This is a genomic window from Burkholderia gladioli, assembly GCF_000959725.1.
Taxonomy (GTDB): domain Bacteria; phylum Pseudomonadota; class Gammaproteobacteria; order Burkholderiales; family Burkholderiaceae; genus Burkholderia; species Burkholderia gladioli.
The window spans coordinates 1,656,281-1,671,815 of record NZ_CP009323.1 but is presented as its reverse complement, the minus strand read 5'-3'; the positions used below and the strand labels follow the sequence as shown (position 1 = coordinate 1,671,815).

Below are 15,535 nucleotides of genomic sequence, written 5' to 3'. Positions count from 1 at the left end.
CATGGCAGGAAACCTGATCCAAATCACCGATGCCGGGCGGGCCGCGCTGGTCGCGCAGGGCAATACCGGCACCACGGCGCGCAAGGTCGTCTCGATCGGCCTCGCGACGGCCAGCTTCGCCTTCGATCGCGGCCTGCAGGCGCTACCCAACGAGCGCAAGCGCGTGACCACCTTCGGCGGCGACAACGTCGCGCCCGACACCATCCACGTCGTGATCCAGGACGATACGAGCGATCAGTATTCGCTGTTCGGCTTCGGGCTCTATCTCGACAATGGCGTGCTGTTCGGCGTGTATGTGCAGGACACGGCGATCATGGAGAAGTCGTCCTCGGCGATCCTGCTGCTGGCGGCCGATGCGGTGTTCGCGAGCATCGATGCCTCGCAGCTGCAGTTCGGGCCCACCAGTTTTCTCAACCCGCCGGCAACGACGATCCGCCAGGGCGTGGTCGAGCTGGCCACGCAGGACGAGGTCAAGGCGGGCACGGACGATGTTCGCGCGGTCACGCCGCTGGGCGCGGCCAAGCGCTATATGTCGTATGACGGCGGGGTCTTCAATGGGCCGATTGGGGTGCAAGGCCCGGCAGGGCATGACAGCGCGCAGCTCAATGTCTCACCCGTCGGCGGAGCGCTGAGCATGGAGGGCAAGCTGCGCTTCTCGGCTACGTTCGGTGATGCGAAGCTCGGAGACACCGTACCCCGCCTCGCCGCCTCGATCAAGGCTGGTTTCAATGGTGGCGTGTGGGGGAGCGAGTACCTCGACTTCTATCTCAATTACGTTCCGAACGATGGGCGCGATGATGCCAACATGACACGCGTGATGCGTCTGACCCAAGGTCAGCGCACGCTGTTCGGCACGCTCAATGACGACGGCGTCTCGACCATCCAGTCGGCCGGCGATATCTCGGCGCACGGCGCCCTGACGGCGGGCCGGGGCAAGGCCCGCGCAACCGTCAACACCGACGATTTCACCGCCTACTTCTCCGTGACGGGCGACAACAACACGATGCTCGGCACCAGCGGCAACGGTACTACGTCGCTCATCACGGCGAGCCAGGAGCGTTTGCGCGTGGTGCAATCGGGGCGCGTCCTAGTGGGTACGACCAACGACGACGGCCGCAACCAACTGCAGGTGGCCGGCAGTATCAAGGCGTCAGGCGGCGTCACCTCAGAGCAACTCGACGCGGGCGGTGCAAATTTCCGCGCCACTAGCGGCGACTATGGTGCGATGATCCGTAACGATGGTCGCTCCGCCTATCTGCTGTCGACCAAGCAAGGTGATCCGACCGGGCAATTCAGTGACTTTCGACCGTTCTCGTGGGAGCACGCCAGCGGCCGCGTCATGATCGACGGCAGCGCAAACGGCATTACCACAGGCGGAAACGTCAACATCCTAGGCGAGCTGACGGTAGGACAGGCGGCGACAGAGGCACACATCCGTCTGGGACAGCTCACGGGCTACCTCTATAGCAACAAGGACTCCTTCGGCTGGTGGACACCTGCTAGCGGAGCGTTCCAATACTACGTTTTCGACCGCACCTTCCGTGTCGACGGCCAGCGTGTCTGGCACGAAGGTCTGGTCGATCCGCTCGACAAACGCACCGGCGGCACCATCTCGGGCGACGTCACAATAGGACTGGGCAAGCGCCTGTTACTCGACGACGGCACGGCCAGCGCTCCGTCCCTCGTCTTTGCAACCGACAGCTCGCTAGACACTGGCTTGTTTCACAACGGCGATGGCCGCTTCGGTATCACGTGCGATTCGCAGGCGATCGTCCAGTTCGAGGCCAACGGCACGCGCTTCAACATCAACGTGTCCGGCCCGACGCCTGCCGCGGGCGACCGTTCGCAGCGCCTTGCCACCACTGAATGGGTGCTCTCCACCATCTCGGCCGCCGCTGTCGGCCAGATCGTCTTCGAGCCGCGCGCGACGGTGCGTGCCGGCTACTTGAAAGCCAACGGCTCGCTGGTGAACCGGGCCGACTATCCCGAGCTATGGGCTTATGCCCAGGCCAGCGGCGCGCTGGTCTCCGATGCCGACTGGGCAAATGGACGCTGGGGCTGCTTTTCGACCGGCGACAGCGCGCTCACCTTCCGGCTACCCGAGTTGCGCGGTGAAACGATCCGTGCCTGGGACGATGCACGCGGCATCGACGCCAACCGCGTGATCGGCTCCTGGCAGGACAGTCAGAACAGCTGGCATGCACACGGTGCAACAGCTAATGCGGTGGGCGACCACACCCACACCGCTTGGACCGATACACAGGGCTGGCACAACCATAGCTTCTGGGACCAAGGACACAACCACGCCAACGGCATCTATTCCCGACTGCTGAGACCGCCTTACGGCGGGTCGCTGACCGGTTCCGATACCAATGGCTCGGGCAGCGAACAAGCCGTCGGCGGCGGCGACTCGGCCGACATCGCCTCATCCAGCTCAAACATCCAGTTTGCAGGCGATGGCACGCACGGCCACAACGTCGGTATCGGCGGCGCCGGCGGTCACACCCACGCCATCACCATCAACGCCGACGGCGGCAACGAATCCCGTCCCCGAAACATCGCGCTGCTCGCCATGATCCGCGCCTACTAACCCTACGGACACCCAACCATGCTGATCCATCACTACAGCTCGTCCACCGGCGAGTACCTGAGCAGCGGCCAGCCCGACGCGGACCCGCGCAACGACGGCCGCTGGCTGATCCCCGCCAACGCGACGCTCGACGCGCCGCCGGAGCGCACGCCCACCAGCTGGCCGTTCTATCGCGACGGCGCCTGGTTCCTGCTGCCCGACTATCGCGGCCGGATCTGCTACCGCACCGACACCGGCGAGCCGGTCGAGATCTCGGTGGCCGGCAAGACCCCCGACGAGCTGGGCCTGACCACCGAGCCGCGTCCGTCGCCGCGCCACGCGTGGGTGGATGGCGCCTGGGTGGTGCCCGCCTCGGTGATCGCCGCCGAGCAGCAGGCCGCCGCGCAGCAGACCTTCGACATGCTGATGGCCAAGGCCAAGAAGGCCAACGAAGGCAAGGCCGACGCCTACGCGGCCGGCCAGCTCGACGACGAGGGCATCTATTACTTCAAGGCCTGGGCCGCGTACCAGATGGCCCTGGTTTCCGCCTTCGAGGGTGCGAGCTCGCCCGACGCGATCGTGTGGCCGTCGCAGCCGGCGCCCTATGTGCCGCCGAAGGCCGAGCCGCTGCCGCCGAACACGTCGACGCCGACCGATCCGACCAGCTCGACCAGCTCGACCAACTCGGCCGACACGAACGCGACGACCGGCACGACGACGGACTCGAGCGCCGGCATCACGCAGGCCGCCGCCGCCCCGGACCAGCCCCAGAACCCGACCCAGGATCCGGCCAGCCAGCCGACCACCGATCCGACGTCGACCGCGCAAGCCGCGCCCACCCAGGAATCGACGTCGGAGACGGCCAGCGCGCCGGCGCCGACCTCGACCGCGCAGCCGTAAGCCGCGCGCCGCATCACCCCGAACCCCTCTCACCACTGGAGATTTAGCTATGCCGCAGGATTACCACCACGGTGTACGCGTCATCGAAGTCACGGACGGCGGCCCGCCGATCCGCTCCGTCTCGACGGCCGTGCTCGGCATCGTCTGCACGGGCTCCGACGCCGACGACGCCACCTTCCCCCTCAACACCCCGGTGCTGCTGACCAACGTGGTCTCGGCGCTCGGCAAGGCCGGCACCAAGGGCACGCTGTACCGCACGCTCAACGCGATCGGCCAGCAGACCAAGCCGATCACGGTCGTGGTGCGCGTGCCGGACGGCAAGGACGACGCCGAAACCGCCTCGAACGTGATCGGCACGGTCACCGCCGACGGCAAGTACACGGGCGCCAAGGCGCTGCTGACCGCGCAGGCGAGCCTGGGCGTGAAGCCGCGCATCCTGGTCGCGCCGGGCCTGGACACGCCGGCGGTGGCCAATGCGCTGGCGCCGATCGCGCAGTCGCTGCGCGCCTTCGTCTACGTCTCGGCCTACGGCTGCAAGACCAAGGAAGACGCGGTCACCTACCGCAAGCAGTTCGGCCAGCGCGAGCTGATGGTCGTGTGGCCGGATTTCCTCGGCTGGGACAGCACCACCAGCACCACCGTGACGATCCCCGCACCGGCCATCGCCGCCGGCCTGCGCGCCAAGATCGACAACGACATCGGCTGGCACAAGACGCTCTCGAACGTCGTGGTCAACGGCGTGACGGGCATCTCGGCCGACGTGTCCTGGGACCTGCAGGACCCGGCCACCGACGCGGGCTACCTGAACGAGAACGAAGTGACGACGCTGGTGAACTACAACGGCTTCCGCTTCTGGGGCTCGCGCACCTGCGCGGCCGACACCAAGTTCGTGTTCGAGAACTACACGCGCACCGCGCAGGTGATCGCCGATTCGCTGGCCGAGGCCCAGATGGGCAATGTCGACGGCGCGCTGAACCCGTCGCTGGCCCGCGACATCATCGAGAACATCAACGGCTGGTTCCGCCGCCAGATCTCGAACGGCTACCTGATCGGCGGCAGCTCCTGGTACGACCCGGAGCCGAACACCTCCGACGAGCTCGCCTCGGGCGCGATGTACATCGACTACGACTACACGCCGGTGCCGCCGCTCGAGAACCTGATGCTGCGCCAGCGCTTCACCGACCGCTATCTCGCGACCTTCGCCGATCGCGTGACGGCCTAACCACGGCCCAACCTGGAGTCAGACACGATGGGAATGCCACGCAAACTCAAGAATTTCAACCTGTTCTACAACGGCAACCGTTTCGCCGGTGAGGTGCAGGAACTCGAGCTGCCCAAGCTCAAACGCAAGACCGAATCCTGGCAGGGCGCCGGCATGAGCGGCCCGGTCAAGCTGGACCTCGGCAACGAGGAAATCCAGCTGGTCTGGACCTGCGGCGGTTTCATGGAAGACGTGCTCGGCCAGTGGGGCATCACCACCCACGACGGCGTGCTGCTGCGCTTCGCCGGCGCCTACCAGGCCGAGGACAGCGCGAAGTACGACTCGGTCGAGATCGTGGTGCGCGGCCGCCACGAGGAAATCGACATGGGCAAGGCCAAGGTCAAGGACGACACCAGCTTCAAGGTCACGACCAACGCCAGCTACTACAAGCTGTCGATCAACGGCTTCGTGCTGATCGAACTCGACTTCATCAACATGATCGAGAACGTCAACGGCACGGACCTAGCCTCCGGCCTGCGCAACGCGATCGGCCTGTAACACCCCGGCCGCGCCGACCGGCGCGGCACCGCTTTCCCTCACCTCAACCTAGCCACCATGAGTGACGACATGAACACGGAAAACCAGGATCCGACGAGCACCAGCGACAACGCCACGAACACGCACACGCTCGACACGCCGATCGCGCGCGGCGAGCAGACGATCACCCAGGTGACGCTGGCCAAGCCCGATGCCGGCGCGCTGCGCGGCACCTCGCTGTCGGCGCTCGTCAACCTCGACGTCGACGCGCTGTGCAAGGTGCTGCCGCGCATCACGAGCCCGGCGCTGACGCCCGCCGACGTGCATGCGATGGACCCGGCCGACCTGGTTGCGCTGGGAGGTATCTTCGCCGGTTTTTTGATGCCGAAGGCGCTCAAAGCGAGCATGGAATCCCCGAGCGCGTAGAAGACGCGATGGCGGATATCGCGACGGTGTTCCACTGGACGCCGCGCGAGATGGACGGCTTCTCCCTGGCGGAGCTGATGGACTGGCGCGAACGCGCGCGGATACGTAGCGGATACGAGGAAACATGAACAACGCCGACAACCTGCGCGTGATGCTGGACACCATCACCGCCTGGACGAAGTCGATCCAGGACTCGCTCAATCGCGGCGTGTCGCAACCCGCGGAGCAGGCGAGCGAGGACGTCGCCTCGCTGAAGGCCGAGCTCGAGAAGCTCGGCAAGCAACAGGAATCGATAAAGTCGCTGCGCGCGATGCGCGGCGAACTGGGCGATACCAACCGGGCGCTCGCCGATGCGCGCGAACGGGTCGGTACGCTTTCGCGCTCGCTCCAGAGCTCGGGACAGCCGTCGCAGCGCCTGGTCGCGGCGCTGGCCAATGCCAGCGGCGCGGTCGGCGAGCTCGAGGCGAAGCAGCGCAGCCAGACGCGCGCCGTCGGCGCACTCTCCTCCGAACTCGGCGAGGCCGGCCTCAATACGCGCAACCTGGCCGCCCAGCAGCGCGCGCTGAAGCGCAATATCGAGGCGACCACCAGTTCCCTCGAGCAGGCCACCAGGGAGGAAACCCGCCGCGAACGGCGCAGCAAGCGCGCCGCGGAGATCAAGGACGGCGGCGAGAAACTGCAGGGGGCCGGCAAGGCCATCCTCGACAATGTCCGCGTCGTGATGGGCGAGCAGAAGAGTTTCGACGACGTGCGCCTGCAAATGCAGGTATCGGGGGCGGCGCCACAGACCATCGAGGCCGCCGAGCGCTATGCGCGCACCAAGTCGATGCCGGGGGTCAGTCGCGACGAAAACTTCGCGCTGATCAGCGACGCGCTGCAGAAGACCGACAACTTCGCGCTGGCAACGCAGATCGCCGAGGCCCGCGGCAAGGAGCATTTCGCGAATGCCTCGATGAACGACGAGGCGGAAGCGAAGATCCGCGATGCCAAATTCGCGAGCCTGCTGGACCTCGCCCAGGGACGTGACGGTCTCAAGGACGAAAAGACGGCAACCCCTGAAATCGACGCGATTCATCGACTCATCGCCATGAACAAGGGCGACGTCGATGCCGACCAGTACGCCAAGTTCGCGAAGGCCGGCGGTGCCGCGGTCAAGGGCCTGGGATCGAACGCGCTTTATATTCAATCGAAGTCGGTCATCGACGAGCTCGGCGGCAAGGACGCCGGCAAGGGATTCGCGGCCGTCATCGATAGCCTGGCCGACGGCCACAAGCTGAGCCCGAAAAACATCAGCAACCTGATCGACGAGGGGCTGGTCGATCCCCGGAAAATCAATCGCGACCCCTCCGGCGCGGCGACAAGTTTCCAGCAGGACGCACTGACCGAGGCCAAGACGCTGCGCGCGGCGCCAGCCGACTGGCTGGCGGCACGGGTCAAGCGATGGAACGACATGGGCATCAAGGACGATGCGCAGATCGTCGCCAGGATCGATTCGCTCTTTACCAATCCGGCCGCCGCGACCTACATGAAGTCGCTCTATTCTCACCTGGCCGATATTCAAGCCGACACGACCAGGGCACAAAAGGCAGCCGGCCTCGATACCACGGTCGCGGCGGCCAGCAAGACGACGCGCGGCAACGAGGCGATCCTTCACGCCCAGGTCGGCACCTTCAAGCAGCAAGCCGGGGAAAGCGTCCAGCCGGTCCACGACGCGGGCATCGGTCTGGCTCAGGCGGGCATGCGATCGGTGATCGATACCGTCAACGCGCATCCCGGCGCCGCCAAGGTGGTCGGCTCGACGGTGGCCGTGGTCGGCGGACTGGCGCTCAGCGTCGGCGGCCTGATCACCAAGGGGTATGGGCTCCTGTCGGCGGCACGGGCCATCGCCTCGATGGTGCTTGGCGGCCGCGTTGCTGCTGGTGCCGCTGGTGCCGTCGGCGTGACCGCAGCCCGTGGCGCGGCAGCCGCCACCCCGGCCGCGCGTGCGCTCGCGCAGGCCGCGCCGACAGTCGCGCGAGGCGTGGTTCTGGCCGGTCCGGCGGCGCGCGCCGCCACCGCGGCCGTCTCGACCTTGCCGGCGGCGGCCACGGCCGCGAAAACCGCCGCCCCCCTCGGCGCGCGCCTGCTCGGCATGCTTGGGAGCGTGGCAAGCACCGTGGTCTCGAAGGCGACCGCGGCCCTGGGCGTGGTCCGAACGGCCAGCGCGGCTGGCGGTGTGCTCGGCACCGCCCTGAAGATCGGCGGCTTCGCCGCGAAGCTGTGGCCACCCATCCGGCTCATCAGCACCCTGTACTCGGTGTTCGAGCTGGGGATGGGCGTCTATCGTGCTTTCAACCAGGGCAAGCCCGGGTCCGGCGCCAAGGCGGCCGGCGCAAGCGGGCCGGACGCGCCCACCCTGGTGGACCACACCAGGATCGCGGCCGCGTCGAAGGGCGATCCCTCGAAACTGCCCAGCATGATGGTCGGCGCGCTGACGGCCGGCCAATTGTTCGTCACCTCCAGCCTGGCGAGCGCAGCCCTGCCGTCACCGCTCGCGCCGGTCGCCATGCCGGCCCGGTCGACCACGCCCTTCGACCTGCGCGCGCCCCTCAACGCCTCGCGCCCGGCCACGCCGGCCGTCGTGGCGGTGCCAACCGCGCCGACCGTGATCAACGTCTATGCGCCGCCCGGCGTCGACGCGCAGGCCGTCGCGCAACTCGTCAGGAACGAACTCGACAAACGTGCGCGCGAACAGCAACAGCGCGCCACCGCCGCACTGACCGACTAACCCGGAGCCTCCTCATGCTGATGTCCCTCGACCAGTTCGTGTTCAGTCTCACCTCGGCGCCGTTCCAGCAGCTCGGGCGCGCGCGCGGCTGGAAGCACGCCTCGAAAACGCGGGTCGGCCGGCGCGACGCGCGCCAGTACGTCGGCCCCGGCGACGACACCATCACGCTCGACGGCGTGGTCGCGCCCGAGACGATCGGCTCGATCGCCTCGATCGACGAACTCGCCGCGATGGCCGACCACGGCGACGCCTACGTGCTGGTGGACGGCAGCGGCAACGTCTATGGCGCCTACCTGATCACCGCGCTCAACGAGACGCAGACCTATCACACGCCCGAGGGCGTGGCGCGCCATATCGCCTTCACGCTGACGCTCACGCGCGTCGACGACGCGGAGCTGCGCATGACCGACGACAACCCCGATCCCGCAGGCGGCAACAGCGGCGGCGCCGGCGCCAGCGCCAGCGCCGACTCGACGACCGGCACCCCCACCTCGCAAACCGGGACCGCCTGATGCCGAGCAATTCGAACCAACGCACCCCGGCCGAGCGGCGCCGCATCGCGCGCGTCGAATCGCAGCCCGACTACCGGATCACGCTCGACGGCCGCGATATCTCGATGCTGTTCGCGCCGCGCCTGGAATCGCTGACGATCACCGAGAACCGCGCCGACCAGGCCGACACGGTGGACATCACGCTCGACGACACGCGCGGCGACCTGGCGCTGCCCACGCTCGGCGCCGAGCTGAAGGTGGCGATCGGCTGGAGCGGCGAGCCGCTGGTCGACAAGGGCACCTACATCGTCAACACGGTGAGCTGGTCGGGCACGCCGGACACGCTGTCGGTCAGCGCGCATTCAGCCGCGATGAGCGAGGGCATGCAGCAGCGCCGCGAGCGCAGCTGGCACCAGCAGACCATCGGCGCGATCGTGCAGGCGATCGCCGCGCGCTACGCGCTGCAGCCGGTGGTGGGCGCGACGCTGGCCGCCATCCGGATCGCCCATGTCGACCAGACCCACGAATCCGACATGTCCTTCCTGACGCGCCTGGCAAAGCGCTACGACGCGGTGATGAACGTCAAGGACAAGCGGCTGCTGTTCATGCCGATCGACACCGGCAAGAGCGCGAGCGGCAAGCCGCTGGCGGTGCTCGCGCTGACCCGCGCCGACGGCGACCATCACCAGTACCGCTCGGCCGATCGCGACAAGTACGACGCGGTGCGCGCCAACTACCACTCGAACGGCAAGGGGCGGCGCCTGTCGGTGACGGTGAAGGGCGAGACCAGCAAGAACGTCAAGGTGCTGACCGACGACTATGCCTCGCAGGAGGAGGCGATGGCCGCGGCCCAGGCCGAGTACAAGCGCATGCAGCGCGGCAAGCAGACGCTCGCCTATTCGCTCGCGCGCGGCCGGCCCGAGGTGTTTCCGGAAACGCCGGTCAGCTTCAGCGGGCTCAAGCCCGAGATCGACGCGATCGAATGGCTGATCAAGAGCGCGCGGCACACGCTCGACAACAATGGCCTGCAGACCGAGCTCGAGCTGGAGACGCGCGAGGACGCCCAGGCGGACAAGAAGAACGCCGGCAAGACGGCGACGCCGGGCGCCGCGTCGTGAGCCCGGCGAGCGGCGACGGCGCGTGGTGACGGCACGTGGCTCGAGCGCGGCGCGGGAAACCGGCCGCGAGCGGAGATCAGGTCATCAGGAGAAGTCGGGCCGAAGAACTCGACCCGGGCGGCGGAGGTGCCGATGAAGATGCCGGCGCTGGTGCGGATCCAGCTGCCGGCGACATGCCGGGAACGGCGCGCGGCGCTAGCGCGGTGCCGCGGCCGCGCCGCCCTGCCCTTCCTCGCCGCGAACCAGCATGGCGCGCACCTGGCCGAGCGTCGTCATCGCGGCCAGCGCCGCCTCCAGCACCACGCCCACCGAATCGATCGCGGTATCGATCGCCGCGGCCGCCTCGGCCCGCTCGTCCGCGTCGAGATGCGCGGCGGTGTGCAGGCTCGGCGCGACGAGCAGATGCGCGGCCGGATTGACTGGCCGCTCGGCCAGCGGCGCGACACCGGTCATGCGTTCGAAGGGCTTCGTGTTGCTGTGCATTTGTTCTGGTCTCCCACGGACACGTTCGACAACAGCGCCGCACGGCAGCGGATCGCCTCGGAATGGCAGCGCGTGTCAGCAAGATAATACTGTATATCCATACAGTATCAAGCTGTCGAATCTCTCAGCGGAGCCTGACGATTGCCTCGCGGCGGTCCGCAATGGCACGCCCGGCGCGCCATTCGGTACTCGGTACTCACTTCCGGGTCTTGCCGGCGCGCTCGGCCTTGAGCCGCTCGACCTCGGCCATGGCCCGCTCGACGTTCTCGGCCATGCGCTGGTCGAGCGCGGCGCGGCGGTTTTCGGCGAGCCGTTTGACGCGCGGCGCGCTCGCGCCCTCGCCGCCTGCGGTCATCGAGCCGGTGTTGATGCAGGTGGCGATGAAACCCTGCACGGCGGCCTTGCCGGCCTCGTTGAGCTGGCGGTAGCCGTCGACCAGGTCGCCCTCGTCGGCCGGCAGCACCGCCGGGCTGACCTCGCCGGTCAGCACGTACCAGATGTCGACGCCCACCTCGCGCAGCGCCAGCAGATAACGCGCGTCGGGCGCGCTGACGTCGGCCTCGTAGTTGAGCTGCGTCTTGTGCTTGAGGCCTCCCAGCGCGGCAAATTCTGGCTGACTCAAGCCCAGGCGCATCCGCTCGCCGCGCAGCCGTTTCCCCACACTGTCCATTAAATTTCCATCCAAGTTGTTGACGTCCATAAAAATGGATGACACACTGAGCTTACATTAACGCAAGACTAAGCGAGCCAGTATACCGACCGTGAAGACCGCCAAAGGACCCCGCCGCTCCCCGCGTTTCGCCCTGTCGAGCAAGCCGCTCTATGTGCATCTGTCCGAGCTCGAGCGCGGCGAACTCGAGCGCGCCGCGCAGGCGCAGAACCGCTCGCTGTCGAGCACCGCGCGCAGCCTGCTGATCGGCGCGATGCGCGCCGCGCGCCTGGCCGCGGGCAAGCCCGAGGGATGAGCGCGATGCCCGCCCGCGCCATGCAGCACCCCAACCCCATACCAAGTCGAACCCCGAGCGAACGGCCGGCCGCGGCCCCGCTCACCGCCTCGTCCGGAGGACCTCCATCATGCGCATCCTGAATCGCTGCCCGCATTGCCGGACGCGCGCCACCGCGCGCACCAGCCGCGAAATGTCGCCGACCTTTCGCGAAGTTACCTACCAGTGCAACAACGTCGAATGCGGGCACACCTATGTCGTGAACATGGAGTTCGCGCGCACCCTCTCGCCCTCGGCCATGCCCGATCCGACGCTGCAGCTGCCGGTCTCGCCGCACGTGCGTGAACGCGGCGAGCAGCAGCTCGACCTGCCCGTCTAAACCCGCCCTTCCGCGTTTCGTCGTCCCCTCGCATCGCGCCCGCGTGGCGTGAGGGGATCCGTTTGCCCGAAAAAAGAGAAAAGCATGACGCACCCTGTTCCAGGGTCGATCGCCCCGGCGCTCGACCCGGGCACCCTGCTGCCCGAAATCGGCGCGCGGCGCGGCCTGGCTGCCGCCTGTGGCGCCTGCTGTTCGCTGGTGGCGCCGCTGCCGGCCGACGTTTCGACCGGTGATTCGTCTTGCTGCTCGTCTTGCTGCTCGTCTTGCTGCTCGTCTTGCTGCTCGTCTTGCTGCTCGTCTTGCTGCTCGTTCTGCTGCTCGACCTGCTGCTCGTTCTGCCATTCGGCAAGCGACTCGTCCTGCCGATCGGCCCACGCCTCGTCCTGCCACGCACCGCGCCAGGCCTCGCTGCGCGCGTGCTGGGAACACCTGCGCCTGATCGGCGACTTCGAGGTGGCGATGCGCCATCGCGCGTTGCGCCATGCCGTCGAGGCCGCGGCCCGCCTGATGCGCGAACGCGCCCTGCACCTGCCGCTGACCCTGCCGTGCCACCCGCCCCGCTCCTTGTCCTTGTCCCGCTCCATCCCGGAGACCTGCCGATGAATTCCCACCCGATCGCCCCGCATGACGCGGTGCTACATGCCGCGATCGCCGCCGCGGCCGCCGCCACCCCAGCCGGCACCTCCCGGCAGTTCCTCGCCGCGCTCGCGGCACGGCTCGCGCTCGGCTTCCCCGCCTCGGCCGAGGCGCTGCGCGCGCTCGACTGCGCGAGCGACCCGCAATCCACGGAGCCCCGCCCCTGACCATGGCCTCGATCGACGAACTGAAGCAGCGCATCGACCTGCACGAGCTGGCCGAGCGCCTGGGCCTGAAGCGCGGCCGCGGCGGCGAACGCGCGCTCTATCACTCGCCGCATCACGAGGACCGCAGCCCCTCGCTGTCGATCTACGTGGACCACCCGAAGCACGGCACCGGCTGGCGCGACCACAGCGCCGACGCCGGCGGCTCCTGCGTGGACCTGGTGATGCACGCGCGCGGCGGCAGCCTGGCCGACGCGCTGCGCTACCTGCACGACAGCTACGGGATCGCCGCCACGCGCCCCGCGACGGCCGAGCGGCGCCCCAAGTCGACCCTCGACTACATCGCCGAGCGCTGCCTGGCCGCGCGAGAAGGCGTGCGCGACTACCTGCTCGGCCGCGCCATCACGCCCGAGGCGATCGACGCCGCGTTCGCCGCGCGCACGCTCGGCTTCAACGACTGGAGCAGCGCCCGGATCGCCGCCGGCGAAGTGGGCCACGGCGGGCCGGCGGCCGCCTTCATCGTGCGCGGGCCGCGTGACGGCCAACTGGTGGCGGTCGACATGCGCTATCTGGACCCGGCCCTGAACGGCGCGGTGAAGACCCAGACCCAGGGCGAGAAGGCCGGCCACGGCTGGACCGCCGACGCGCGGCGCCTGGAGCGAGCGCGGCGCGTGGTCCTGGTCGAGAGCGCGATCAACGCGCTGTCGATCGACAGTTGCGCGCTGCCCGGCACGGCGGCCTTCGCGCTGCGCGGGCTGGGCAACGTCGGCCAGCTCGACTTCAGCTTCCTGCGCGGCAAGCAGGTGCTGATCTGCCTGGACAACGACGCGCCCTTCGCCGACGGCCATCCGCGCGCCGGCCATCGTCCCGGCCCGGAAGCGGCCTGGGCGCTCTACGAGACGCTCACCGGCCTGAACATCGGCGCGATGCTGGTCGACCAGGCCGGCTGGTTGCGCGAGACGGCCCAGGGCGGCGGCGCTGGCGAGCCGATCAACGACGTCAACGACTACCTGCGCGAGCGCGGCGCGGCCGAGCTCGCGCGCGCGCTCGAGCAGACCGAGCCCTGGCTGATCGCGGGCCTGCCCGGCGACGCCACGCGGCGCGGCCGCCCGCGCATCTTCCTGCCCTCGCACGACTTCGCGCAGTACTGGCGCTTTCGCGTGCGCGCCGACTTCACCAGCCACATCAGCAAGATGGAGCGCAACGAGGAAAGCGGCGCCGAGACGCCGGTGCTGGCCGACCTCTGCGGCTTCCGGATCGCCGGCATCAGCCGCGTCTCGGTGGCCAGCGCCACCGCCACCATGACCGGCGACGAGGACCAGGCGCCCACCGTCTACTTCGCTGTCTCGGTGCAGGCGCCGCGCCACGGCGCGCAACTGATCCGCCGCGTGATGCTCGACGACCAGCTGCACAACGTCGACCAGTGGAACAAGTTCGGCCCGATCTGGGCGCCCGCGCCGTTCAAGCGCATGGTGAACATCCTCGAGCGCGGCGCCGACCTGGGCGCGCGCCAGGCCGCGAACTTCGTGGGCCTGGCCTGGCGCGACGGCCGGCTGATCGTCAACGAAGGCCCCGACTGCTATTTCACCGAGGCCGACAAGCAGTGCCCGTATCACAACCTCAGCTTCCCCAGCGGCCCGGTGGCCGACGCGCGGCGCGTGATCGCCGCCTACCAGCAGACCTTCCGCCAGAACGCCGCGACCGTCCCGCTGGTGTGGGCGCTCGGCGGCCACCTGAAGGCCCTGCTCGGCTTCTGGCCGCACCTGACGGTGCAGGCCAACAAGGGCGCCGGCAAGTCGACGCTGATCAAGCGGCTCGAGCGCACGCTGGCCTTCACGATGTTCTCGGGCCAGTCGCTGCAGACCGAATTCCGCCTGCTCACCAGCATCAGCCACACCAGCCACCCGATCGGCTGGGAGGAGCTGTCGGCGCGCCGCCAGGACGTGATCGACAAGGCCGTCGGCCTGCTGCAGGAGAACTACCAGTACACCGTCACGCGGCGCGGCAGCGACATGACCGAGTACCTGTTGTGCGCGCCGGTGATGCTGGCCGGCGAGGACGTGCCGGTGCGCAGCCTGCTCGGCAAGCTGGTGCGCACCACCCTGACCGGCAAGCGCGGCCCGCTGCTGCCCGACGAGCTGCCGCGCTTCCCGGTGCGCCAGTGGCTCGAGTTCCTGACCGGGCTGAACCGGCGCGCCGTGCTCGAGCATTACGCGACGCTGCGCGACAAGGCGCTGGCCAACTGCCGCGCCAGCGGCGAGGACGACGGCGCGCGGCGCATGGCCGGCAACTACGCGGCGCTCGCGCTGGCCTGGCGCTATCTGTGCGAGTTCGCCGGCATGGATCCGGCCGAGGGCGAGTTCGCGCGCGACCTGCTCACCGAGATGAACGGCCACGTGGCCGAGACCAGCGCCGATCGCGAGCCCTGGGTCTGGATCATGGAGACGGTGCTATCGGAGATCGACGGCGGCAACTACCAGCATCCCTTCACCTTCGACACCATCGACGGCGAGTTCTGCCTGCTGCTGCGCACCGGCCACGTGATGGACCACCTCGCCCACACCAGCGCGCTGCGCGAGAAGTGGAACGCGCTGCCGGTGAAGTCGGATCGCATCTTCAAGGCGCAGCTCAAGCAGGCGGGCGTGGTGGTGGGCGAGAAGGAGGTCGAGCGGCGCATCTACACGCGGCGCGTGCCCTACCTGACGCCGGTCTCGCTCGAGCGGCTGGCCGGCTTCGGGCTGCACGTGTCGATCCGCGAGGATCTCGCCTCCGACGCGCTGGCCAGGAGCCCGGCATGAAGGCGCCGATCACGATGGCGCTCGGCCGCCGTATCGACTCGCCCCCCGCGCCCCCCGCCGATCGATCCGGCCGGGCGCGAGCGCGGGCCCGGAAGCGAGGGGGCCTGCCCGCCGCGATCGCC

Annotated in this window: 15 protein-coding genes and 1 pseudogene; 13 read left to right on the top strand and 3 right to left on the bottom strand. The window is 68.6% G+C overall.

The window, feature by feature from the left end:
* The first annotated feature begins 1 nt into the window (after nucleotide 1).
* The 9 genes and pseudogenes from BM43_RS24390 (at nucleotide 2) to BM43_RS24350 (ending at nucleotide 10,009) form a co-directional block, all read left to right on the top strand.
* Nucleotides 2-2,590 carry a phage tail fiber protein gene (locus tag BM43_RS24390; RefSeq protein ID WP_036048640.1) on the top strand — a complete coding sequence of 863 codons (2,589 nt, stop codon included), beginning with the start codon at nucleotides 2-4 and terminating at the stop codon, nucleotides 2,588-2,590.
* Nucleotides 2,591-2,608: 18 nt separating this feature from the next.
* Nucleotides 2,609-3,238, top strand: a pseudogene (locus BM43_RS24385) (tail fiber assembly protein); the annotation flags it as partial.
* A 280-nt stretch (nucleotides 3,239-3,518) separates the two neighbouring features.
* Nucleotides 3,519-4,691, top strand: coding sequence for a phage tail sheath protein (locus tag BM43_RS24380; protein WP_025097759.1), 1,173 nt, complete (start codon nucleotides 3,519-3,521; stop codon nucleotides 4,689-4,691).
* Between the two features lie 27 nt (nucleotides 4,692-4,718).
* Complete coding sequence (locus tag BM43_RS24375) at nucleotides 4,719-5,228, top strand: phage major tail tube protein (protein ID WP_013696219.1); 510 nt, start codon at nucleotides 4,719-4,721, stop codon at nucleotides 5,226-5,228.
* Nucleotides 5,229-5,297: 69 nt separating this feature from the next.
* Nucleotides 5,298-5,633 (top strand): phage tail assembly protein, encoded by a 336-nt coding sequence (locus tag BM43_RS24370; RefSeq protein WP_036048644.1) that lies wholly within the window; start codon nucleotides 5,298-5,300, stop codon nucleotides 5,631-5,633.
* A gap of 8 nt (nucleotides 5,634-5,641) precedes the next feature.
* Nucleotides 5,642-5,761, top strand: coding sequence for a GpE family phage tail protein (locus BM43_RS39385; protein WP_036048646.1), 120 nt, complete (start codon nucleotides 5,642-5,644; stop codon nucleotides 5,759-5,761).
* A complete protein-coding gene (locus tag BM43_RS41400) occupies nucleotides 5,758-8,400 on the top strand; it encodes a phage tail tape measure protein (protein WP_036048648.1) in 2,643 nt (880 codons plus the stop codon). Before BM43_RS39385 ends, BM43_RS41400 begins: the two co-directional genes overlap by 4 nt.
* A gap of 14 nt (nucleotides 8,401-8,414) precedes the next feature.
* A complete protein-coding gene (locus BM43_RS24355; protein ID WP_036048649.1) occupies nucleotides 8,415-8,912 on the top strand; it encodes a phage tail protein in 498 nt (165 codons plus the stop codon).
* Nucleotides 8,912-10,009 (top strand): phage late control D family protein, encoded by a 1,098-nt coding sequence (locus BM43_RS24350; protein ID WP_036048652.1) that lies wholly within the window; start codon nucleotides 8,912-8,914, stop codon nucleotides 10,007-10,009. Before BM43_RS24355 ends, BM43_RS24350 begins: the two co-directional genes overlap by 1 nt.
* A 195-nt stretch (nucleotides 10,010-10,204) precedes the next feature.
* Here the strand turns inward: BM43_RS24350 and BM43_RS24345 are convergent, their stop codons facing one another.
* On the bottom strand, nucleotides 10,205-10,492 hold the full coding sequence (locus BM43_RS24345) for a hypothetical protein (RefSeq protein ID WP_036048653.1): 288 nt from the start codon (nucleotides 10,490-10,492) through the stop codon (nucleotides 10,205-10,207).
* A 196-nt stretch (nucleotides 10,493-10,688) separates the two neighbouring features.
* Entirely contained in the window at nucleotides 10,689-11,162 is a 474-nt protein-coding gene (locus BM43_RS24340) for a helix-turn-helix domain-containing protein (protein WP_036048654.1), read from the bottom strand.
* Nucleotides 11,163-11,253: 91 nt separating this feature from the next.
* On the opposite strand from BM43_RS24340, the gene BM43_RS24335 reads away from it, so the two are divergent.
* Both BM43_RS24335 and BM43_RS24330 read left to right on the top strand, forming a co-directional pair.
* Complete coding sequence (locus BM43_RS24335) at nucleotides 11,254-11,457, top strand: hypothetical protein (RefSeq protein ID WP_013696212.1); 204 nt, start codon at nucleotides 11,254-11,256, stop codon at nucleotides 11,455-11,457.
* A 109-nt stretch (nucleotides 11,458-11,566) separates the two neighbouring features.
* Nucleotides 11,567-11,815 (top strand): Ogr/Delta-like zinc finger protein, encoded by a 249-nt coding sequence (locus BM43_RS24330; RefSeq protein ID WP_025097752.1) that lies wholly within the window; start codon nucleotides 11,567-11,569, stop codon nucleotides 11,813-11,815.
* On the opposite strand, the gene BM43_RS41395 is transcribed toward BM43_RS24330, so the two are convergent.
* Nucleotides 11,812-12,399 carry a hypothetical protein gene (locus BM43_RS41395; protein WP_036048656.1) on the bottom strand — a complete coding sequence of 196 codons (588 nt, stop codon included), beginning with the start codon at nucleotides 12,397-12,399 and terminating at the stop codon, nucleotides 11,812-11,814. The two genes, BM43_RS24330 and BM43_RS41395, sit on opposite strands and share 4 nt — an antisense overlap.
* A gap of 15 nt (nucleotides 12,400-12,414) precedes the next feature.
* On the opposite strand from BM43_RS41395, the gene BM43_RS24320 reads away from it, so the two are divergent.
* The gene (locus tag BM43_RS24320; protein ID WP_017920741.1) at nucleotides 12,415-12,618 is read left to right on the top strand and encodes a hypothetical protein; all 204 of its coding nucleotides are present in this window, start codon (nucleotides 12,415-12,417) and stop codon (nucleotides 12,616-12,618) included.
* A gap of 2 nt (nucleotides 12,619-12,620) precedes the next feature.
* Nucleotides 12,621-15,413, top strand: a complete 2,793-nt coding sequence (locus BM43_RS24315; protein WP_036048658.1) for a toprim domain-containing protein — start codon at nucleotides 12,621-12,623, stop codon at nucleotides 15,411-15,413.
* Nucleotides 15,414-15,535 lie beyond the last annotated feature (122 nt).